General features: G+C 59.0%; 17 protein-coding genes. 5 read left to right on the top strand and 12 right to left on the bottom strand.

Translation table 11 applies throughout. The features are described 5' to 3' along the window. Positions 1-15: 15 nt before the first annotated feature. Positions 16-354 (bottom strand): hypothetical protein, encoded by a 339-nt coding sequence (locus tag C2846_RS06020; protein WP_080050042.1) that lies wholly within the window; start codon positions 352-354, stop codon positions 16-18. A gap of 94 nt (positions 355-448) precedes the next feature. Further along, positions 449-5,131, bottom strand: a complete 4,683-nt coding sequence (locus tag C2846_RS06015; protein ID WP_119700957.1) for a retention module-containing protein — start codon at positions 5,129-5,131, stop codon at positions 449-451. Positions 5,132-5,548: 417 nt separating this feature from the next. Here C2846_RS06015 and C2846_RS06010 point away from each other — a divergent pair, with 417 nt between their 5' ends. The 3 genes from C2846_RS06010 to C2846_RS06000 are packed head-to-tail and all read left to right on the top strand — an operon-like array spanning position 5,549 to position 10,445. Continuing rightward, complete coding sequence (locus C2846_RS06010; RefSeq protein ID WP_080050040.1) at positions 5,549-6,901, top strand: TolC family outer membrane protein; 1,353 nt, start codon at positions 5,549-5,551, stop codon at positions 6,899-6,901. A gap of 9 nt (positions 6,902-6,910) precedes the next feature. Further along, the gene (locus C2846_RS06005) at positions 6,911-9,100 is read left to right on the top strand and encodes a type I secretion system permease/ATPase (protein ID WP_080050039.1); all 2,190 of its coding nucleotides are present in this window, start codon (positions 6,911-6,913) and stop codon (positions 9,098-9,100) included. Continuing rightward, entirely contained in the window at positions 9,084-10,445 is a 1,362-nt protein-coding gene (locus C2846_RS06000) for an HlyD family type I secretion periplasmic adaptor subunit (protein ID WP_080050038.1), read from the top strand. Before C2846_RS06005 ends, C2846_RS06000 begins: the two co-directional genes overlap by 17 nt. A gap of 6 nt (positions 10,446-10,451) precedes the next feature. On the opposite strand, the gene C2846_RS05995 is transcribed toward C2846_RS06000, so the two are convergent. From C2846_RS05995 to C2846_RS05975, 5 genes are all read right to left on the bottom strand, one after another. Then, positions 10,452-10,787 (bottom strand): DUF6122 family protein, encoded by a 336-nt coding sequence (locus tag C2846_RS05995; protein WP_080050037.1) that lies wholly within the window; start codon positions 10,785-10,787, stop codon positions 10,452-10,454. Further along, positions 10,784-11,422, bottom strand: coding sequence for a DsbA family protein (locus C2846_RS05990; RefSeq protein ID WP_080050036.1), 639 nt, complete (start codon positions 11,420-11,422; stop codon positions 10,784-10,786). The genes C2846_RS05995 and C2846_RS05990 overlap by 4 nt, the downstream gene beginning before the upstream one ends. A gap of 15 nt (positions 11,423-11,437) precedes the next feature. Beyond that, entirely contained in the window at positions 11,438-12,382 is a 945-nt protein-coding gene (trhO, locus tag C2846_RS05985) for an oxygen-dependent tRNA uridine(34) hydroxylase TrhO (RefSeq protein ID WP_080051700.1), read from the bottom strand. A 266-nt stretch (positions 12,383-12,648) separates the two neighbouring features. Next, positions 12,649-12,963 carry a BolA family protein gene (locus C2846_RS05980; RefSeq protein ID WP_080050035.1) on the bottom strand — a complete coding sequence of 105 codons (315 nt, stop codon included), beginning with the start codon at positions 12,961-12,963 and terminating at the stop codon, positions 12,649-12,651. A 215-nt stretch (positions 12,964-13,178) separates the two neighbouring features. Continuing rightward, on the bottom strand, positions 13,179-13,682 hold the full coding sequence (locus tag C2846_RS05975; protein WP_165443777.1) for a DUF2059 domain-containing protein: 504 nt from the start codon (positions 13,680-13,682) through the stop codon (positions 13,179-13,181). Positions 13,683-13,768: 86 nt separating this feature from the next. On the opposite strand from C2846_RS05975, the gene fumC reads away from it, so the two are divergent. Next, positions 13,769-15,160, top strand: a complete 1,392-nt coding sequence (gene fumC, locus C2846_RS05970; RefSeq protein WP_119700956.1) for a class II fumarate hydratase — start codon at positions 13,769-13,771, stop codon at positions 15,158-15,160. Between the two features lie 148 nt (positions 15,161-15,308). Here fumC and C2846_RS05965 read toward each other — a convergent pair whose 3' ends face one another. The 5 genes from C2846_RS05965 to ubiU form a co-directional block, all read right to left on the bottom strand. Further along, complete coding sequence (locus C2846_RS05965; RefSeq protein ID WP_119700955.1) at positions 15,309-16,289, bottom strand: DMT family transporter; 981 nt, start codon at positions 16,287-16,289, stop codon at positions 15,309-15,311. Between the two features lie 171 nt (positions 16,290-16,460). Continuing rightward, positions 16,461-17,453: a GTP 3',8-cyclase MoaA gene (gene moaA / locus C2846_RS05960; protein ID WP_119700954.1), complete on the bottom strand. Its 993-nt coding sequence runs from the start codon at positions 17,451-17,453 to the stop codon at positions 16,461-16,463. A gap of 136 nt (positions 17,454-17,589) precedes the next feature. Continuing rightward, complete coding sequence (gene ubiT, locus C2846_RS05955; RefSeq protein WP_119700953.1) at positions 17,590-18,120, bottom strand: ubiquinone anaerobic biosynthesis accessory factor UbiT; 531 nt, start codon at positions 18,118-18,120, stop codon at positions 17,590-17,592. Beyond that, positions 18,114-19,004, bottom strand: a complete 891-nt coding sequence (locus C2846_RS05950) for a U32 family peptidase (RefSeq protein ID WP_119700952.1) — start codon at positions 19,002-19,004, stop codon at positions 18,114-18,116. The genes ubiT and C2846_RS05950 overlap by 7 nt, the downstream gene beginning before the upstream one ends. Positions 19,005-19,019: 15 nt before the next feature. After that, positions 19,020-20,015: a ubiquinone anaerobic biosynthesis protein UbiU gene (gene ubiU, locus C2846_RS05945; protein ID WP_080050028.1), complete on the bottom strand. Its 996-nt coding sequence runs from the start codon at positions 20,013-20,015 to the stop codon at positions 19,020-19,022. Between the two features lie 316 nt (positions 20,016-20,331). Between ubiU and ahpC the strand changes: the two genes are divergently transcribed. Then, positions 20,332-20,895 (top strand): alkyl hydroperoxide reductase subunit C, encoded by a 564-nt coding sequence (gene ahpC, locus C2846_RS05940; RefSeq protein WP_080050027.1) that lies wholly within the window; start codon positions 20,332-20,334, stop codon positions 20,893-20,895. The last annotated feature ends 66 nt before the right edge of the window (positions 20,896-20,961 follow it).

Raw genomic sequence — 20,961 nt, 5'->3', positions numbered from 1 at the left:
GGCTAATCAGGCTTCCTAGATCAGCGGACCGCCTTCATCCTGATCAATCAGGTTCGCCAGTTCGCTGAGCCGGGCACGAGCCTGGGAGCGGCGATCCAGTTTGGCCACCGCCGCCTCGGGCAGATCGGTGATCCGGATTACTCCGCGCTGCAACAGCACATCGACCAGATCCTCGATCACCCGGACCAGATCCTGGTCGCTGTCACGCAGCCGCTGCAGACTGGCCAGAGCCGCCTGCTGACGCCCCCAGTCGAGCAATTCCGGATGATCATCGGCCAACTGCTCGTGGTAACCAGCCTGCGCGTCCAGTGACGCATCGATGATCCAGCCCCGTTCATCGCGTTTGACAAACATCCTCGCCCCCGGCTTTTACCGCTGGTAGTGCAGCCACTATAGAACAAGGGCCGGTCCTGGTCACCCAGGCCGGCCCTTGTTCACCTCTTACGGCTCAGACCAGAAGACTCGGGTCCGGATCTGCCAGCATGTTGCTGATGTCGGCATTGCTCCAACTGACGCCCTTGAGCAGGATCTGCTGATCCACCGCATCGGCCACATCGCCACTGCTGCTGACCTTCAGCAGGGTGCTGTTCACTCCCTCGAACACCGTCCCCTCCGCTTGCAGGTAACTGAAGATATCGCCAGCGTCGATACCGCCAAGCAACTCACTCAGATCCAGACGATCACCCTCGGCCAGGCTGAAATCCATGACGATATCAACGGCCGGGCTATCGACACTACCCTGATCACCGGACTGCCAGACGAAAGTGTCGGCCCCCAGACCGCCATACATGATGTCGTTGCCCGGGCCGCCAATCAGCACGTCATCACCGGCCCCTCCGAACAGCAGATCATTACCGGCACCGCCAATCAGCACATCGTCACCACCCAGCGGGTTGTTCGGATCGTAAAACTTCAGCGGATCGCTGCGAATCTCGGCAATCAGCTCTTCAGTGGTGGGAGCCCGGCCAAGCTGATCGGTCAAATAATTGACCAATCCCTGATAGCCCTGCCCGGCGTAGGCCGCGCCCAGCGCATCGGAGCTGATGGTGTCACCGAACAGGATGTCATCGCCATCACTGCCGATCACTATGTCATCGCCAACAAAGGGTACCAGGTCGACCGCACCGCTCAGAGCCAACTCCAGATCCTCAGCGGTATTGACGATTTCGACCTGACCGACCGGACCGGAAATATTGGTTCCGCCAATCCGTACCGTGGCATTTCCTGTCACCGAGGTATTGTCGAAGAACCGCAGGTAGTTCTCATTGATATTGGCGCCGATACCAATCGCGCTGACTGCCACATCGTGGCTGCCAACCAGCGACGCCATGGCCGATACTGCATTGGACAAATTGGCAGCGCTGGTCGTATCTCCGGCCCCTCCAGAGACCGGGTTACCACCATTATTCAAATGGTAGGTAGGATTGCCATCAGTCAGGAACAACACCTTGTTGTGGAACCCCTGTGTCGTCGGCACCTGCCCATCCAGCCACTGCTCGGTTGCCAGCAAGGCCGCGTGATAGTTGGTGCCACCCAGAGTAGCCTCCATGGCCATGATCGCAGCCAGCAACAGCGCTACTTCAGCTGGATTGCCCAGGTTGAAGGTTTGAGGCGTAGCGATATTGGTGCCAAACGGCACCAGATGAACATTGACCTGGCCGTTGTGCTGGGCCAGATCATTGACCAGCTTGGTCAGGGCCTGCTTCATCAGCTCGACCCGGGTCAGACCTGGCGTTCCTGAGTTGAACGCCATACTGCCGGACAAGTCAGCAATCAAAACTATGTTGTAGTTGTCAGGATTCTCAACACTCAGAATGCCCTTCACATCACCAATTGCGATGGCATCCCCCGTCCCAGTGGGGAGCACATCATCAGCAGAAGTACCGACCAGCAGTTGACTCATCACCGGTGTGGCTATATCGACTGTAAAGTCGAAATCATCTGCGTCAAAGTCGGCGTCAACAATCTCAACATTGAAGTTGAGCTTTTGATCCGCCGGCAGAATTTCCACCTCCGTGCTCAAGGTGCGCAGACGCATCTGGTCACCGGAAACATGCTGCACAGTCAGCTCGTAGAACCCCTGGATATTCAGGTCCTGGGCATTGACCGCCACCGGAGCGCCATGACTGATATCGACGCCATTGAGGGTCGCTATAGTCGCCCCATTTTCATCCTTGACCAGGATGTTGATCACTGCCGATCCCGAGCCTCCGGCGAAGAAGAAGCTCAGACTGGCGATGTTGATTTCCTTTTGCTCAGTCGGGTGTGTTGCGGTGTTGCCATCGCCATCAGCGACAAAGAACGCCATGTTCAGTGACTGGCCAGCGCTGATGAAGTTGTTACCAACCCCAATGCCCTGAGTACTGGAGTTGACCGAGGCCCCACCGCCTCCGGTGAAACGGATATCCGTGGAGGAATTGAAGCTGGCGCCAAAGATCTGCTCGGTCCACAACTCAGAGAAATTGCCGCCGATGTTCTTGTCGAAGGTATTAGTCTCAGACAGAGTCGGATTGGGCGTGATCAGGTCGAACTCGTAGGTGCCGTCCACCTTCATGAACAGGGTGAAGAAGGTATAGACATTATCTCCATCCTGGACCTTGACCGTCAGCTTCTCACCCAGATAGTCGCCGCCCTGATAGACATCTTCGCGCTCACTGATAAAGGTGCCGTTCAAACCAGAGCTGTCGAAGCTGAGGTTGATGCCGCTTTCCAGGTCAGCCATCTGCTGACGCAAGCCATCGGCACCGGGGTCATAGCTCCAGGTTCCGATGGTCACTCCTGCGGTATTGTCCACTACCAGATTTTCGACCGCCTCAATGACCGGCTCGGTATCGAAGACCTTGATGCTGACCTTAATCGGCTCAGACAGGTTGGTGCCATCGGAGGCCAGATAGTAGAAGCTATCAAGCAGATAGTCCTGATCCAACGGATGATTCAGCACCGGCGCCTGATAGACGAACTCGCCATTGGCGTAGACCGTCAACGTCCCTCCCAAAGCAGTCATGAACACCAGGCCGCCAGGACCTACCGCTTGTGGGTCACTGCCATCGGCATTGAGTGAAACACTGGCAACACTCAAACCTGGCTGGTCATTGAACAGCACGCCCTGGATCGCTCCGTCAGCTTCCGAATCCAGCACCTGCCCTTCGATAACTTTGTACTTGTCCGCAGTGCCTTCGGGCAGGAGGTCATTATCTTCAATCAGCCCTTTGGCCACACTGACACCCAATTGAGCCCCGACCGGATTACTGAGGGTCAGGAACAAGCTCTCAAAGGTACCTGGACCACCTTCGAACAGCAGATCATCGAAGGTGGATATCACGATATTGCCCGAGGCACTGCCAGCGGGAATGATCAGGGTACCGCTAAGGGTTAGCGGATCGGTCAAATCATCGGGGCTGGCAGTGCCAAAGGTAATGGTCCAGTCCACGCTGGTCTCAAAGGCTGACAAACCGCTGAGATTGACCTTGAACACCAGATCACCCCCCTCCTCGACCACCGCGCCAATCCCCTTGGCATTGACCTCCAAATCCAGGGTAGGCAGTTGTTCGTTGTCTTCGATCTGACCACTGACGCTGGAGACCGGGCCGAGCCCGGCACCGGTTACCCCGGTCAGGTTGAAACTCAGATCCTCGAAGGTGCCGGGGCCGCCCTCGAAAATGTCGTCATCGAAGGTGGGGACAATGACCTGGGCGCTGGTTTCACCAGCGGGGATGATCACCGAACCGCTGTAGGTCACCGGAGTGATCAGGTCGGCTTCTTCAGCCGTGCCATCGAGCACCAGTTCCCAGAACACCTCGACCGGTTCGCTGGACGGACCGCTGAGGCTGATCTGGAACACCAGATTGCCGCCTTCCACCGTCACCGCACCAACGCCTTCGGCCACTTCAACGATGTTGACCACCGGCAGTTGTTCGTTGTCTTCGATCTGGCCGCTGACGCTGGAGACCGTGCCGAGCCCGGCACCAGTTACCCCGGTCAGGTTGAAACTCAGATCCTCGAAGGTGCCGGGGCCGCCCTCGAAAATGTCGTCATCGAAGGTGGGGACAATGACCTGGGCGCTGGTTTCACCAGCGGGAATGATTACCGAACCACTGTAGGTCACCGGAGTGATCAGGTCGGCTTCTTCAGCCGTGCCATCGAGCACCAGTTCCCAGAACACCTCGACCGGCTCGCTGGACGGACCGCTGAGGCTGATCTGGAACACCAGATTGCCGCCTTCCACCGTCACCGCACCAACGCCTTCGGCTACTTCAACGATGTTGACCACCGGCAACGGATCATTGTCCTCGATCAGCCCGGTAACCTGGGTCTGCCCGGGAGTTGCGGCGATCACGTCGCTGATGGTGATAAACAGGTCCTCAAAGGTACCTGGGCCACCTTCATAGATATCGTCATCAAAAGTGGGAATCGAAATTACATAGCTGGTAACCCCCGGAGGGATGGTCACCGTATTGGTCAGCAGCACCCCGGCTTGCAGATCAGCTAATTCGGCAGTGCCAAAACTCAGGGTCCAGGTGAAGGTAATGGGTACAGAGCTGGGAGCCGACAAGGTCACCAGAAACTCCAGCACTCCGCCTTCCACTGTCACCGAAGCATCGGCACCGCCAATTGGTTGAATACTGATCACTGGCGGCTCTTGCGGCGGTAACTCCTCATCCTGCGCGAAGAACAGATCTTCATCCTGGGGAATATCGAGCGTAGCGAACTGGGGACCGGCCGTATCGTAGCCTACCTGCGGGTTGACCCGCAGATCCAGGCGGTCAAGCAATACAAAGCTGTGCCCCCCGCCTTCACCACCACCGGCTGCGCCAGCACCCGGGCCAGCGGCCGTAGCCTCAAATAGCAAGGTCGGGTCAGCACCTGCTGCAATGGCCTGTTGAATAGCCTCGATATCCATCGGCTCATCCGCCGCAGGAGGCGAGTCACTCAACAGGAACGAAGACTCTCTGCCCAGATCAAGCTCTCGACCGTCATCCAGAGCCAAAGAAACACCACCAGCCTCGCCGGTGATCACCCTTTCTCCGGCCAAAACCCGGTCTCCCTCAACCAGCAGGCGCCTTTCCCCGCCAGGACCAACCGCGAATACCTGACCGATAACCTTGATTACCACTGCATTGATGCCAGCCATGTGAATGACTCCCTTTCGCAACCGATGACAACGCCCCCGCTCACCAGAGAGTCGAGAGCCAACCTGTTTCCATTCCCGAACAGCCAATCCTGGGGTTCAACAAAGCCTTCCATCACCCAAAGCAGCGGCAAATTAATGGCGCCAGCACAGCGTCACAAAACCGTCAACAACCAACGAAAAATAGGCCTCATGCCAGATAATTGGCTTTTGCTCAAAAAATATACTACACAGATCTGGCATGTGCCTGGAAAGCATTAGATGCATTGGAAATATCGGGGCGTTCAGCCACTTCCTTTTGATATCAGAATGCTTTCGAAACAGCGTTGTGCCATCACCAGCCCCATCTAAACTGGGATTAGGCGCATGAGGCACTGCAGTGCATGGACACAACAGAAACTGGCATTCAACGGAGGATTTATGCGCACGATCACGACCTGGCAATACTTGATCATGCCGCTGGCGCTGTCAGTCAGCCTTGCAGCTCAGGGGCAATCCCTGCCGCAGGCGATTCAGACAGCTCTTGATACCCACCCGCAAATTAGGGCCACCGCCAACAGCCGGCTGGCGGCCAATGAGGATCTCAAGGGAGCGAGGGCCGGCTACCTACCAACCATTGACCTGAGTGCCGGTTATGGCCGCGAAGGTACCGATAGCCCTGCCACACGGGCTGGAGGAGATCACTGGAGGCGTCTGACCCGTGGCGAGGGACAGGTGAGACTGGGTCAGATGCTGTTCGACGGCTTTGCCACACCCAATGATGTGCGACGCAACGAAGCCACGGTAAATTCAAGAGCCTACCGCGTGTTGAGTACCGCCGAGCAGATCGCTTTGGCCACAGTGGAGGCCTACCACGAAGTGCTGATGCGCCGGGAAATGGTTAGACTGGCCGAAGACAATCTGAGTAGCCACCAACGTGTGCATGATCAGATTCGGCTGCGCAGTGAGCGCGGCGTCGGCCGTACAGCCGACCTTGATCAGGCCGAGGCCCGTCTGGCCCTGGCCCGCAACAACCTGGTCACCGAACAGGCCAACCTGATCGATGCCGAAGCGGTCTACTACAGCGTGGTCAGTCAGCTTCCCGGCGACCTGAGCCTGCCGGGGCCGATTGCCCACCACCTCCCTGGCTCTCTGGAGTCGGCCCTGGCCAATATCACCAACAACCCGCTGATAAAGGTCGCCGAAGCTGATCATCAGGCCGCCCAAAAGCAATATGAAACAGCCAAGGCTCCGTTCTACCCGCGCTTCGATCTGGAACTGTCGCGCAACGTCGACAATAACCTCGACGGCAGCCCAGGCCATTACAACGAATGGCAGGCAATGCTGCGGATGCGCTACAACCTCTACAGCGGCGGGCGTGACCAAGCACGTATGCACTCCAGCGCCCACCAGATGAACGAAGCCCTGGAGATACGCAACAACGCTTACCGGCAACTGACCGAAGAGCTGCGTCTGGCCTGGAACGCGATGGACAGCGCGAGCCAGCAGGTGCCGATCGCTCAACAGTATGTCGACTACAGTGTCAGGGTCCGTGAAGCCTATCGACAGCAATTCAACATTGGCGAACGCACTCTGCTCGACCTGCTCGACAGTGAAAACGAACTGTTCACCGCCCAGCGTCGCCTGACCGAAACCCGCTTTGTCGAGTACTTTTCCCAGTACCGGCTCCTGGCGGTAACCGGTGACCTGCTGCGTAGCCAGTCGATTGTCGCACCAGCCGAAGCAATGGCACTGTCCGAGGTGCACAGCACACTCCTGCCAGCCGGACAGTAAATCTTGAGCATGCCTGACGTATTGTCGGGGCCGCCGAGCCCCGACCAAGAGGCAAAAACCGGCACCCGCGATGATCCACGCGGGCGCTTCGATGATCCTTTGCTGGATACCCTGCTGGCCTTGTGTGACTGCCTGCAGGTCAAAACCAGTAAAGGCCAGTTGACCGCCGGCCTGCCCCTGCTGGACCAACGCATGGTCCCCGAACTGCTGCCCCGTGCGGTGGCACGTGCCGGCCTGCAAGGGCGTATTCTGAGCCGCTCGCTGGAGGCTATCGACGACATAGCACTCCCGGCCCTGCTGTTTCTGAACAATGGCCGCTATGTTGTTCTCGAGGCCTGGATCGATACCAACCAGGCTCGGATACTGACAGGCGAATCCGCCGGCGGCGCCAAGCAGATCGAACGCACCAAGCTAGCCAAGCTGTATTCTGGACAGGCCTTCTTCGCCCAACCACGGCATCGTTCGGAGCTGCCGCACAGCTCGCCCATACCCCGTACCCGGCACTGGTTCCGCGATACCCTGCGTCTGTCGCGCAGGCTCTATGCCGATTCCATGGTCGCCAGCTTTCTGATCAACCTGATTGCCCTGAGTACCCCGCTGTTCGTCATGAACGTCTACGACCGGGTCGTGCCAAACCTGGCGCTGACCACCCTCTGGGTCCTGGCCATCGGCATTTCCCTGGCGCTGCTGTTCGACCTGATTCTGCGTACCCTGCGCAGCTACTTCCTTGATCTGGCCGGCAAGAAAACCGACCTGATCCTGTCCGCCACCCTGTTTGAACGCATCACCGGCATGAATCTCAAGGCCCGCCCCGAGCGGGTCGGCAGCTTTGCCCAACACATTCACGAATTCCAGAGCCTGCGCGACTTTCTCACCTCGCTGACCCTGACCAGCCTGATCGACCTGCCCTTCGCCTTACTGATCCTGTTGGTTATCGGCCTGATCGGCGGCCCACTGGTACTGATCCCGCTACTGGCGTTCCCCCTGACCCTGTTGCTGGGGTGGTTGATTCAGGGCCCGCTATCACGCGCGATCCAGCAAAGCCTGCAATTGGCCAGCGAACGTCAGGCCATGCTGATCGAAACCCTGGGCGGTATCGACCTGATCAAGGTGACCGGCGCCGAAAGCGAGCGCCAGCGGCAGTGGGAAACCACCATTGGTAGCCTCAGTCGACTGGAAATGAAGGCCCGCAAGCTATCGACTCTGGCCGTCAACGGCACCCTGTTCATTCAGCAACTGTCGGGAGTGGCAGTCATTGTCGGCGGTGTTTACCTGATCATGCAGGGCAATTTGAGCATGGGAGGCCTGATCGCCTGCTACCTGCTCAATAGCCGGGCACTGGCGCCGCTGTCACAGATCGCCAGCCTGTTGACCCGTTACCAGCAGGCCAAACTGACCGTCTCGACCACCGACCAGATGATGACCATGCCCCAGGAACGTCAGGCCAACAGCCTGCCAACCCACCGGCAAAACCTGCACGGCGCGATTGAAGTCCGCAACCTGAGCTTTACCTACCCTCAGCAGCAGTATCCGGCGCTGGACCATATCAGTCTGAAGATCATGCCCGGCGAGCATGTTGGCATTATCGGCCGCAGCGGCTCGGGCAAGAGCACCCTGGAAAAACTGCTGCTCAATCTCTATCAACCCGACAGCGGCCACCTGCTGATCGACGGCCTGGACATCCACCAGCTTGATGTCGCTGACCTGCGCCACAATATCGGCTACGTCCCCCAGGATATCCAACTGTTCAGCGGCAGCCTGCGCGACAACCTGACTATGGGTGCCCGCTATGTCGATGACGAGCGCCTGCAACAGGTCTGCAACCTGGCCGGGGTCAGCGAGTTTGCCCGCCAGCATCCCCAGGGCCTGAACCTGGAGGTTGGTGAGCGCGGCCAGAACCTCTCTGGGGGCCAACGCCAGGCAGTGGCGGTTGCCCGTGCCCTGCTGCTGGACCCACCGATACTGCTCCTTGATGAACCCACCAGCGCGCTGGATAACAGCAGCGAGGAACGCCTCAAGCGTCAGTTGGCTCAGGTAATTGCACAAAAAACCCTGATTCTGGTTACCCACCGGGCCTCGATGCTGGCTCTGGTCAGCCGCCTGGTTGTTATCGACGCAGGAAAAATCGTCGCCGACGGACCCAAGGAGCAGGTCCTGGAAGCCTTGCGCAAGGGGCAAGTCAATGTCGCCCGCCCCTGAAAACAACGGCAAAACTACCGCCAAACCAACGGCCAGGACCATCACCGAGGCCCCACTTCCAGACTTGGCCCACGCAATCCTGGAAGACTCACCCCGTTCGGCGAGGATGATGCTCTGGGCTCTGGTCGCGTTCATCGTGACCGGCCTGACCTGGGCTCACTTTGCCGAAGTCGAAGAGCTGACCCGCGGCCAGGGCAAGGCGATACCCTCCGGCAAGCTGCAGCGCATCCAGAACCTGGAAGGCGGAATCGTAGCCGAAATCCTGGTCCGTGAAGGCCAGATCATCAACCGTGGCGACCCCTTGCTGCGGCTGGACGACACTCGGTTTGCCTCGAACGTGCAGGAAACCCGGGCCGAACGTCTGGGCAAGCAGGCCAAACTGGCCAGGCTCACCGCCGAAACCGAAGGTATAGATCTGGTGTTGCCGGAGAATGTCTTGAAAGAGGCACCCGAGTTGGCCGCTGCCGAACTGGCATTGCACGACAGCCGACAACGGCGCCTGAATGATGAACTGGCCATTCTTGAGGAGCAACGCCGCCAGCGCGCCCAGGAATTGAGTGAGCTGCGCTCCAAGCAGAGCCAGTTCCGTAACAGCCTGGCTCTGCTACGCCAGGAGATCAACATGTCGGCGCCACTGGTGGCCGATGGAGCAATTTCTGAAGTGGAAGTGTTGCGCCTGCGCCGTGCCGAAGTAGAAACCCGGGGCAACCTGGACGGCACCACCCTGGCCATTCCTCGAGCCGAATCGGCCCTGCGGGAAGTCGAACGCAAAATCGAGGAAGCCCGCAACCGGTTCCGCAGCGAAGCATTGGGCGAACTGAATCAGACCCGCGTGGAACTTGAAAAAACCCAGGCCTCAGGCCTGGCACTGGAAGACCGGGTGCGCCGCACTCTGGTGACCTCACCGGTCAATGGCATCGTCCAGCAGTTGCTGGTCAACACCGTGGGCGGGGTCATCCAGCCGGGCGATGATCTGGTGGAAATCATTCCGCTGGATGACAGCCTGCTGTTTGAGGCCAGGATTCGTCCGCAGGACATCGCCTTCCTGCATCCCGGCCAGGAAGCCATGATCAAGATTACCGCCTATGACTTCACCATCTACGGCGGGCTCAAGGGTGAACTGGAGCACATCAGCGCTGACACCGTGACCGATGAACAGGGCGAAAGCTATTACCTGATCCGCCTGCGTACCGAACGCAACTACCTGGGCGACAGCGACCACCCGCTATTGATCATCCCCGGAATGATCGCCAGCGTGGACATCATCACCGGCCAGAAAAGCATTCTCAGCTATCTACTCAAGCCGGTGCTGAGGGCGCGTGCCGAGGCCTTGCGCGAACGCTAAGCCATTTTATGGCAATGGAAAACCAGCCATGCGCCAGCAATCACTGGCATCCACCAGCATGTGAATCAGCAGCCCCAGGCCCACCAAGCGGGTCGGCTGCCAAAGCGACATCAGCAGATAGAAGGTGATCGCGGTATAGCTGTGCAGCGGATGAAAGCCGATCGAGCAACGATTGGGATCGAATAGCGGGTCGGCCAGCAGATGATCAAGATCCACCAGCATGGTCGCCAACATGATCAGCCAGGCCTTGCGCCACCGACTGCGAAAAAACACCCAAGCCACCAGCAGCGGCACCAGTGCATGCAACGCCAGGTGAATCAGGGTACTCAGACTGACCATCATGACGCCGATGCTGCCTGTCCAGCCTCGCACCAACGTGACAACAGCGCCAGCACCTGATCAGCAGACTGATAACCGTTGGTCAGCAATGCCAACTGGCCGTCGCGCTGGGCCAGCAACGTCGGAAAACCTGCAATCCCCAGGTCCCGGGTCCAGGAAAAATCGGCCGCCAGTGCCGCACGGGTAGATTCAGCATCGTAACTGGCGGCAAACGCCGTTCGCGAATAGCCACAGCTCTCTGCCAAATCGACCAGCACCCCAGGTTGGGTCACATCTGCCAGGCTGGCGTAAAACGCCTGTTGAATCGCCTTGACCAGATTCCAGACCAGTTGATTGTCCAGCTCGCGCCCGGCAACCAGAGCCCGACAAGCCGGCTCGGTGTTGTAGACGAAACCATCCGGCAGTTGCTGCGGCTGAAGAAAGGGCTGCCCTGACGCTTGTTCAACCGCCTGCCAGTGCTCAGCCAGAACCTGGCGGGTGGCAGTATCGACAGGTTCACGTTGCCCTGGTCGCAAGCCACCGGCAACCAGATGAATAGTCAGCTCGGGATAACGAGCCTGGATAGCATCGATCACCGGAGCAAAGCCCCAGCACCAGGAACACATAGGGTCCATCACATAGATCAGGCGCTGGGTCATTAGTGTCAGTCTCCGTCAGCGTTTGGCGTTGGGTGAAGCCAGTTCCTGCGGCAGGCCGATAGGGTGCGGCTGGTTGCGCAGCTTGGCCAACTGGATCTGCCGCTGCCGCTCCTCCGCCCGCTGGCGGGTCTTCTCTGGCAGGCTGTCGTAACAGTGCGGGCAACTGACACCTTCCTCATACTGCGGCGATGCCATATCTTCGGCGCAAACCGGATGACGACAGGCGTGACATTGACCAAAGGATCCGGGAGCCAGATCGTGGCGCACGGTAACCCGGTTGTCGAACACAAAGCACTCGCCATCCCACAGACTCTGCTCTGCCGGCACGTCCTCGAAATATTGCAGAATGCCGCCCTTGAGGTGATAGACCTCCTCAAAACCTTCCTTGAGCATATAGCTGGAGGCCTTTTCGCAGCGGATGCCACCAGTGCAGAACATCGCAACCTTCTTGTGCCTGGCCGGATCGAAATGCTGCTTCACATACTCGGGGAATTCACGAAAGGTCTTGGTTTTTGGGTCAATGGCACCCTTGAAGCTACCAATCGACACCTCATAGTCATTGCGGGTGTCGATCAGCAGCACCTCAGGATCGCTGATCAGCGCATTCCAATCCTGGGGCTCAACATAGGTACCCACCTTCTCGTTGGGACTGATGCCCGGCACACCCAGGGTAACGATTTCCTTTTTCAGCTTGACCTTGGTCCGGTAGAACGGCTGCTCATCGCACAGCGACTCTTTCCAGTCCAGATCGGCCAGGCGGGCATCGTTGCGCAACCAGGCCAGCACTTGATCCAACCCGGCCCGCGGGCCGGAAATGGTCCCGTTGATTCCTTCCCGGGCCAGCAGCAACGTACCCTTGACGTCATTATCGACCATGACATCCAGCAACGGCTGACGCAGAGCCTCGAAATCTTCCAGCGTGACGAACTTGTACAACGCCACCACTACAATCTTGGACATGCCTACCTCGTACATTCAGTTATCGCCCGCGTAAAGGGCGCACCAATTAGGGAAACACTGATTAATTGCACACAAGCTCAACAGCCCGGTTGGCGCTGACCTGTTCTGGACTGTCGATGCCCCGGACGGGCATCGCCAAGCCCCCATGGATGGGTTCACGGCGTGTCCAGAACAGGTCAGCACCAACCGGGCCAGCACCGAAACTGATTTAATCAGTGTTTCCTTAGGGCGCGCAGTGTATCAAACAGCAGGAGATGACTGAACGTTCAGTGGTCAGCTTTACTACCGCCCATGCAATTGGGCGAATCCGGTGCCTGCTGGCGGGCCTGCCACTCATCCGGGGTGTAGGTATGCAATGCCAGCGCATGAATGCGCTGCATCAACTCACCCAGCGCCGCATAGACCGCCTGATGACGACGGACCTTGCTCAGATCGTTGAACCGCGCACTGACTACCACGGCCTTGAAATGCGACTCCGAGCCAGGCGGTACGCTGTGCATGTGGCTTTCATTGACCAGCTCCAGATGAACCGGCTCCAGCGCTTGCAGGGCCTGATTCAAGGCTACTTGGGTGCTACTCATGGGATTACTCCAGTTAAGGGAACACTGATTAATAACACAAAAGCCAAGCAGCCCAGTTGGCGCTGACCTGTTCTGGACTGTCGATGCCCTGGACGGGCATCGTCAAGCCCCCAGGGATGGGTTCACGGCGTGTCCAGAACAGGTCAGCGACAATTGGGCTAACACTAAAACTCAATTAATCAGCGTTTTATTCGGCAAATAATGGGCTATTGACTCTAGCGCAGGCCACCCTGGCGATCCTCCAGATCGGCGGCCAGTTGCTCCACCAACTCTTCGATCTGGGGCGCCAGGCGTTCCTCCCAGCGTGTTCGGGTAATGGCCAGCGAACTCTGGGTCAGCTCTGGCAGATTGTCCATCAGCTTGCGCCCAACCGGCGACTGGTAGAATTCGGCCAACTGCTCGAACTCAGCCTCGCTGAACAGCGGTACATACAAATCGATCAACTCGTCACGCATCGCTTCCCAGGCCAGCTCTGTGTCAAGCAGCGCACGGGCCTGGCGTTGATAGTCACGCAGCAGATCCTCGTGCTGCATCGAGCCACCCATCTGGGCGAACTGCAATGTCAGCGCCCGCCCGACCTGCTCGTAAACCGTTGCGGTCATACCCTCGGCCTTGGCCAGTTTGAGAAATCGCTCGGCACTGGCCCGATGACTGGCCTCATCAGCCTGGACCAGCATCACCCAACTGCCCAGCACCAGTCCCAGCAGAAAAACCCGCATACCCCTCTCCCAACTCGATATCAGTGACCACCAGCCCCTATACTGACAGTCCCACCCCCACATCGCCAGTCAAGGGAGGTCCGACCATGGACACTCGTCGCGAAACCGACAGCATGGGCCCGATAGAGGTGCCCGCCGAGCGTTACTGGGGAGCCCAGACCCAACGATCCCTGCACCACTTCGCCATCGGCGAAGAACGTATCCCACTGGCAGTCGTGCATGCCCTGGCCCTGATCAAGAAAGCCGCAGCTCGGGTCAACCGGCAATTGGACAACCTGCCGGACGACATAGCCAGCCTGATCGAACAGGCTGCCGACGACATCCTCAGCGGCAGCCTGGATCAGCACTTCCCACTGTCAGTCTGGCAGACCGGTAGCGGCACCCAAAGCAACATGAACGTCAACGAGGTCATCGCCAACCGCGCCAACCAACTGGCCGGGCAACCCCTGGGTGGCAAACAGCCGGTCCATCCCAATGATCACGTCAACCGCGCCCAAAGCTCCAACGACACCTTTCCCAGCGCCATGCACGTGGCGGCCGTCAAGGAAACCCACGCCCGCCTGCTACCGGCCGTGCAGGCACTACGCACAGCACTGGCCAAACAGGCCGAACAGCACAAAGCACTGATCAAGATTGGCCGCACCCATCTGATGGACGCCACCCCGGTAACCTTCGGTCAGGAACTCTCGGCCTTCGTCAACCAGTTGGATATGGGGCTTGAAGCGGTGGAACAGGCGCTGCCCAAAGTCTGCGCTCTGGCTCAGGGCGGCACTGCAGTGGGTACCGGACTCAATGCCCCACCCCGCTTTGCCAGCCTGCTAGCCGCCGAAGTGGCCCAACTGACCGGCCTGCCTTTCACCAGCGCCGACAACAAGTTTGCAGCGCTTAGCGGGCATGAACCTCTGGTGCAACTGCATGGTGCCTTCAGGCAACTGGCGCTGACATTAATGAAACTGGCCAACGATCTGCGACTGCTCGGCAGTGGCCCGCGTGCGGGCCTAGCGGAAGTCCGGCTACCGGCCAACGAGCCCGGCAGTTCGATCATGCCCGGCAAGGTCAACCCGACCCAGTGCGAGGCACTGTCGATGATTGCCTGCCAGGTGCTGGGCAACGACGTCACCCTTGGCGTTGCCACCAGCCATGGTCACCTGCAGCTCAACGTGTTCAAGCCGGTGATCATTCACAACCTGCTGCAATCGATCCGGCTATTGGCCGATGGCTGCACCAGTTTCCGCGAACACTGCATCGAAGGCTTGGAACCGGATACTGCAAAGATGCGCGAGCATCTGGACAACAGCCTGATGCTGGTCACCGCACTGAATCCGGTCATTGGTTACGACAAGGCCGCAGACATCGCCAAGAAAGCCTACGCCGAAGGCACCACCCTGAAACAGGCGGCGCTGGCATTGGGGTATCTGGATGAGGCGCAGTTCGATGCAGCGGTCAGGCCAGAGGGAATGTTAGGGAGCGCTGATTAATCGAGATCACTGCCAGCCCGGTTTGTCGTTGACCTGTTCTGGACACGCCGTAAACCCATCCCTGGGGGCTCGTAGATGCCATCCCTGGCATCTAACGGTCCAGAACAGGTCAACAACAAACCGGGCTACTGCGCTTTTGTGCTGCCAATCAAGAACCGGCCGGTGGCGGCGTGACACTTAGCCGCCGCAGGCGGCGATTGCGCAGGTTCTGGATCAGACTTGGAGCCAGGGCAATCAGAGCCGAACCGCCCACCACCAGCAGCGCCCCGATATAGGCCAGGCTGTTAAGCAGTTCAGGTTCGACCACGCTCGGCCACAACAGCGCACCCAGCGCCACCATGCTGAAGGTCAGCAGCGGTGTGGTCGCCACCGTAGCACTGACCCGCGAAGCCTCCCAGTGAACCAGTGCCTCGGCAAAGGCACCATAGGCCACCAGGGTATTCAGGCAACAACCAGCCAGCAGCCACAACTGCAGATGGGACAGTCTGAGAATCTGGGCCGGCTCGGCCAGCGGCAACAACAGTACCGAACTGCCCAGATAAATCACCATCATCACCGTGACCGATGACCAGACCGTCAGCAACTGCTTTTGCGCCAAACCGTACAGCGTCCAGGAAAACGCCGCTGCCAGAGCAATCAGAATACCCAGGGTGTAACCGCTCAGTTGGGTAAACAGCTCACCCAGGCGCTGATTGAAAAACAGTCCGAACCCCAGCATCAGGACCGCCAACCCCAACACCTGACCAAGCCCAAAGCGTTCACGAAACACCAGCATGCTGCCAATCATCAGCATGATCGGCGCAACCTGAATGATCAGTTGCATGGTACCCGGGGTCAGCCGGTTAAGCGCCATCAGATACAGTACGTAATTACAGGCCAACCCCAACACTGCCACAGCCAACAGGACTTTGTTGGTGGACGACAACGCGCGAATCGAAGGCAGCCGGCGCCGCGCTGCCAGCCAGATGAACAGAACCAGACCAGCACTGATCATCCGATACCAGGTCACGGTAAAGGGGTCCATGTCCTTGAGCACTTCTTTAAGCAGAATCGGCAATACCCCCCACAGCGTGGCGGTGGTCATTGCCAATAGAAAACCGTGCAGCCAGCGGCCGGATGCGACGTGCATGGAAAGACCCGAAAATGAACGCAGGAGGGAAACAGACTTGCACTATTCTAGGGCGCGTCCAGACGGTCAAACAGTTACAGCTGAGCCGACAGAATGCGGCAAACTGTTATGGTCCTTAAGGGAACACTGATTAATTGCACGAAAGCCTAATAGCCCGGTCGGCAACAGACCCTAACCACCACTGGCATTCATAAAGCGCACTACCTGCACCTCATTCACATCAAACTCGTGGCGGGCCGGTTTGCGCAGCAGTGCCTGTTGCAGCGCCTTGAGAATCGGCGCATCACTGGTTGGGTGACGGCGAACCAGAGCTCGCAGATCAAGAGAGTTTTCGTGCCCAAGGCACAGCAGCAGCCGCCCTTCAGCGGTCAGGCGCACCCGATTGCAGGTAGCGCAAAAATTGTTTGAGTGGGGTGAAATGAAACCAATACGCGACTCGGGATAGCCTTCAACGCGTACATAGCGCGCCGGACCACCCGAGCTTTCGGTGCTGTCGAGCAGCGCATAACGCTCGGCGATCAGCGCCCGCACTTCGTCGCTGCTGCACAGGGTCTCGGCCCGTGAACGACCAACATGCCCGAGCGGCATTTCCTCGATGAAACTGATGTCCAGCCCTCGAGCCAGGGCATAGTCAACCAGCGCAGGTAGTTCATCGGCGTTGCGGCCCTTGAGCGCCACCACATTGAGCTTGATCCGGGCAAAACCGGCCTCGCGAGCGGCCTCAATACCAGCCAGCACTTGCTGCAGCTCCCCGGTACGAGTCAACGCCTTGAAGCGCTGCGGATCAAGGCTGTCGAGGCTGATGTTCAGGCGCTTGACCCCGGCGGTGGCCAGCGGCCCGGCCAGTTTGGCCAGTTGCGAGCCATTGGTGGTCATAACCAGTTCGCGCAGTCCGGGCAAGCCGCTGATCCGCTCACACAGTTCAACCACACCACGCCGCACCAGCGGCTCACCGCCGGTAATCCGGATCTTGCTTACCCCCTGGGCAACAAACAGCCGAGCCAGACGCTCGATCTCTTCCAGGCTCAAGACCTGCTGCCGAGGCAGAAAGGTCATATCCTCGGCCATACAGTAAACGCAACGAAAATCACAGCGGTCAGTCACAGACAGGCGCAGATAATCAATGCGCCGGCCCAGGCCGTCTGTCAAAGTTGCGTCTGTCATGATCTGTCTCCACCGCCGACAGGCTGGTTGCTGCAAAACGACACTCTAGCATGTCTGCCGGCGCCCGGGCCAAGCAAGGCGATAAAGCACCAAACAGGTACAGCGCACGCCCAACTTTGGGGCGCCCCTGACAGCCTCAGCCGTTGCGCAGAGCTCTCGCCTCCTCAGCCTGTGACTGACAAGCAGCATCCGTACCAGCCCGATGCTGCACAGCCTTGCCCATCTGCTGAAGCAAAGCCCATAGCCTTGGCGGCAACTCTTCAGGGTCCAGGCTGTCCATCAGGTTTTTCACTGCCAGCCCCAGGTCGGTGTCGCCCTCAATCACCAACCGGCGCCGGAAAAACAGGGTATCGGGGTCTTCCAGCCGGCTGGCCAGCAGCAGAAATTCACGCCAGTTGCCCTTGATCAACACATCTGCTGGCGAGCGGTCGGCCAAACGCAGGCCATGCCGGTCCCGGGTCAGGTTCCAGGCCAGCCCCAAATCGTTGACCTCCAGCCGCAACCAGCGTCCGGCTAACAGATCGAACTCGCCTTCCTCCAGCGGTCTGGCCAGCCAGCGCCGCAACAGCGCTTCCAGTACCCACTGCTGGAGCAGAAACGGCACATGCCGACTCAACGGCAGCAGCGGTTCGCTGAGTCGTAAAAGCACAGGGCCCAGGTTCAACATAACCCGGCCTCCTCAACCCGTAGCATGCCCGGTTGACCATGCCAGTAGCCATTGCAGCCATCCACCAGCACTGGCGGCTGCTGGCCTTGGCGCACAGCCTGAAATTGCGCGATGACCTCGCCCATATCGGTCGCCCGCGGGCTCAGGCGCAAGGCATCGACCCCCATGGCGCGCATTTTCGGATACTCGGCCAACAGATTGCAGACCCCGGCCGACATGGTCTGGATGCCATTGAGGGTAAACAGCGGCTGGCCCTCCTGGGTCAACAGCGGAATACCTTCGGGGTAGTGCTGGCAGATGAAACCGCAATCGTCCTTGGGCCGGTTTTCCGCGCGGGCGGTAAAACAGCGCGCCGAATAAGCCAGCGGCAGGTAGCCCCAGGCAAACACTTCCAGTTCCGGCAAGCTCAGCGCCTGGTCACGGGCCTGCTGCTGAAGATGCTCGAGCAGGGCCTGCGAGCACTCGACCGGCGGCACCCAGCGCAGCATGCCGGCGCTCATCAGCTCGGCCACGGCAAAGGCGTTATACAGATTCAGCGATGGACCACCGACAAAAGGCAGTTTTCGCTCGCTGAGAAACTGCACCGCGGCCATATCGTTGGCCTCGACCAGCAGATCGCCGTTGTCGCATAACCGCCGCAAACTCGACAACTCCGAAGCCGCTTCGATCAAGGCCAGCCCGGACACCACAACCTCAGCATCGCAGGCCTCACGCAGATCACGCGCCAGGCCCAGCCAGTCATCCAGCGACAAAGCTCGGCGCTTGGCACATACGGTTTCACCCAGGTAGATAACGTCCAGCGGCTGGGTAGCCATATCGGCATAAAAGTCGATGATCGCCTCACGACTCCAGTAGAACAGGATCGGCCCCAATGTCAGTTTCATCGTCATTTCTCTCGATTATTGCCAGGCCCGGTGATAGGCCCCCAGAGTGGTCTGGCTGCCCTCTGACACCGAGGCCAGCGCCTGATTCCAGCCAGCCTCGACCGCGAACCGATCTGGCGCCCGGGCATAACTGTCCAGCGCCTGACGCCAAACCCTGGCCACCTGCTCAACATAGGCCGGACTGCGCTGCCGGCCCTCGACCTTGACTGCTACCACTCCGACTGCATCCAGCTCCGGAATAAGTGCCAAGGTGTTGAGACTGGTCGGCTCCTCCAACGCGTGAAAACGCTTGCCATTGACCATGAACCGACCCTTGCACAGGGTGGGATAACCGGCAGCTTCACCTTCGACATAGCGATCGATCAGCACCTCATTAAGTCGTGAGCTGAGCGCCTCGGGCTCCTGGGTCCAGCGCACCGCACTGGCCGGCGAGCAGACGCCGCACAAGTTCGGCGACTGGCCAGTGACATAGGAAGACAGATGGCAGCGCCCCTCAGCCATGATGCACAGGCTGCCGAAGGCGAATACCTCGATCGGTACCGGACTGCCCGCCGCCACTTGGCGCACCTGAGCCAACGACAGCACCCGTGGCAAGACCGCCCGCTGAATGCCATAGCGCTCGTGATAAAACGTCAGCGCCGCGGCATTGGTCGCCGAACCCTGGACCGACAGATGCAGCCGCAGCGCCGGATGACGCCGGCTGGCATAAGCCAGCACCCCGGGGTCAGCCGCGATCAGCGCATCGACCCCAAGATCCGCGGCCTGGTCTACTGCTCGCTGCCAACGCGGCCAGCCATCGGGCAAGGCATAGGTATTGACCGCGATATACAGCTGTCGCCCTTCCCGGCGAATCAGCTCCAGGCCACTTTGCAATTGCTTTTCGGTAAAATTCAGTCCAGCGAAGTGCCGGGCATTGGTATCATCGCGAAAACCGGTATAGACGGCATCGGCACCCTGGCGCACCGCAGCCTTGAGCGCCGGCAGGCTGCCAGCAGGACACACCAGTTGCATAATTCCTCCCATGTGGAACACATCTGGCCGCTACTCTGCCCGATGGCTGAACCCGGGGACTTGACGCCGGTCAATTGATGCAGGCATTGACCAGCAGTCTGTCACTGCAATGACACGCCATCGTGCCAGGCTGCCATGTAGTGCAGAGACCCAATGGGAAGCTTGAAAGCCCCCTTGAAAAAATCAACAATGACCATAGATAGAGAAAGACTATCCAAGATTTAGTTGAAATTTATTTTAAGTATCCATGACAGAGCCCTAACATACGCTCCGTCTTCACAACCCACTGACTAATTTACTCAGACAAGGAGTTGCAATGTCCGTTATCAACACTCAGATCAAGCCGTTTACCGCTCAAGCGTTCAAAAACGGTGAGTTCGTCCAGGTCAGCGAAGCCGACATGAAAGGCAAGTGGTCGGTATTCTTCTTCTACCCGGCTGACTTCACCTTCGTTTGCCCGACCGAACTGGGCGACGTGGCTGATCACTACGAAGAGTTCCAGAAGCTGGGCGTTGAGATCTATTCGGTCTCCACCGACACCCACTTCACTCACAAAGCCTGGCACGACAGCTCCGAAACCATCGGCAAGATCCAGTACACCATGATCGGCGACCCGACCATGCAGATCAGCCGCAACTTCGAAGTACTGCGTGAAGATCAGGGCCTGGCCAACCGCGGCACCTTCATCGTTGACCCGGAAGGCGTCATCCAAGCCGTTGAAATCACTGCTGAAGGCATCGGCCGCGACGCCAGCGACCTGCTGCGCAAGGTCAAGGCCGCTCAGTACGTTGCCGCCCACCCGGGTGAAGTCTGCCCGGCCAAGTGGAAAGAAGGCGAAGCCACTCTGGCTCCCTCGCTGGATCTGGTCGGCAAGATCTAAGACCCGTCCTGCCAACCCGGCCCGTTGCAGCGCTGTGTCGCTGCCTCCGGCGGGCCGGGTTTTTTA

Source organism: Pseudomonas jilinensis, assembly GCF_003586265.1.
In the GTDB taxonomy this organism is placed as follows: Bacteria; Pseudomonadota; Gammaproteobacteria; order Pseudomonadales; family Pseudomonadaceae; genus Halopseudomonas; species Halopseudomonas phragmitis.
This window is presented reverse-complemented; position numbering and strand designations above follow the sequence as displayed.

Bases quoted from the DNA above. Each gene is read 5' to 3' on its own strand.
- C2846_RS05995 (WP_080050037.1), bottom strand. From the start codon at position 10,787: ATGATGGTCAGTCTGAGTACCCTGATTCACCTGGCGTTGCATGCACTG.
- C2846_RS06005 (WP_080050039.1), top strand. From the start codon at position 6,911: ATGCCTGACGTATTGTCGGGGCCGCCGAGCCCCGACCAAGAGGCAAAA.
- C2846_RS05975 (WP_165443777.1), bottom strand. From the start codon at position 13,682: ATGCGGGTTTTTCTGCTGGGACTGGTGCTGGGCAGTTGGGTGATGCTG.
- fumC (WP_119700956.1), top strand. From the start codon at position 13,769: ATGGACACTCGTCGCGAAACCGACAGCATGGGCCCGATAGAGGTGCCC.
- ahpC (WP_080050027.1), top strand. From the start codon at position 20,332: ATGTCCGTTATCAACACTCAGATCAAGCCGTTTACCGCTCAAGCGTTC.
- C2846_RS05965 (WP_119700955.1), bottom strand. From the start codon at position 16,289: ATGCACGTCGCATCCGGCCGCTGGCTGCACGGTTTTCTATTGGCAATG.
- C2846_RS06010 (WP_080050040.1), top strand. From the start codon at position 5,549: ATGCGCACGATCACGACCTGGCAATACTTGATCATGCCGCTGGCGCTG.
- trhO (WP_080051700.1), bottom strand. From the start codon at position 12,382: ATGTCCAAGATTGTAGTGGTGGCGTTGTACAAGTTCGTCACGCTGGAA.
- C2846_RS05980 (WP_080050035.1), bottom strand. From the start codon at position 12,963: ATGAGTAGCACCCAAGTAGCCTTGAATCAGGCCCTGCAAGCGCTGGAG.
- C2846_RS06000 (WP_080050038.1), top strand. From the start codon at position 9,084: ATGTCGCCCGCCCCTGAAAACAACGGCAAAACTACCGCCAAACCAACG.
- C2846_RS06020 (WP_080050042.1), bottom strand. From the start codon at position 354: ATGTTTGTCAAACGCGATGAACGGGGCTGGATCATCGATGCGTCACTG.
- ubiT (WP_119700953.1), bottom strand. From the start codon at position 18,120: ATGTTGAACCTGGGCCCTGTGCTTTTACGACTCAGCGAACCGCTGCTG.
- moaA (WP_119700954.1), bottom strand. From the start codon at position 17,453: ATGACAGACGCAACTTTGACAGACGGCCTGGGCCGGCGCATTGATTAT.
- C2846_RS05990 (WP_080050036.1), bottom strand. From the start codon at position 11,422: ATGACCCAGCGCCTGATCTATGTGATGGACCCTATGTGTTCCTGGTGC.
- C2846_RS06015 (WP_119700957.1), bottom strand. From the start codon at position 5,131: ATGGCTGGCATCAATGCAGTGGTAATCAAGGTTATCGGTCAGGTATTC.
- ubiU (WP_080050028.1), bottom strand. From the start codon at position 20,015: ATGCAACTGGTGTGTCCTGCTGGCAGCCTGCCGGCGCTCAAGGCTGCG.
- C2846_RS05950 (WP_119700952.1), bottom strand. From the start codon at position 19,004: ATGAAACTGACATTGGGGCCGATCCTGTTCTACTGGAGTCGTGAGGCG.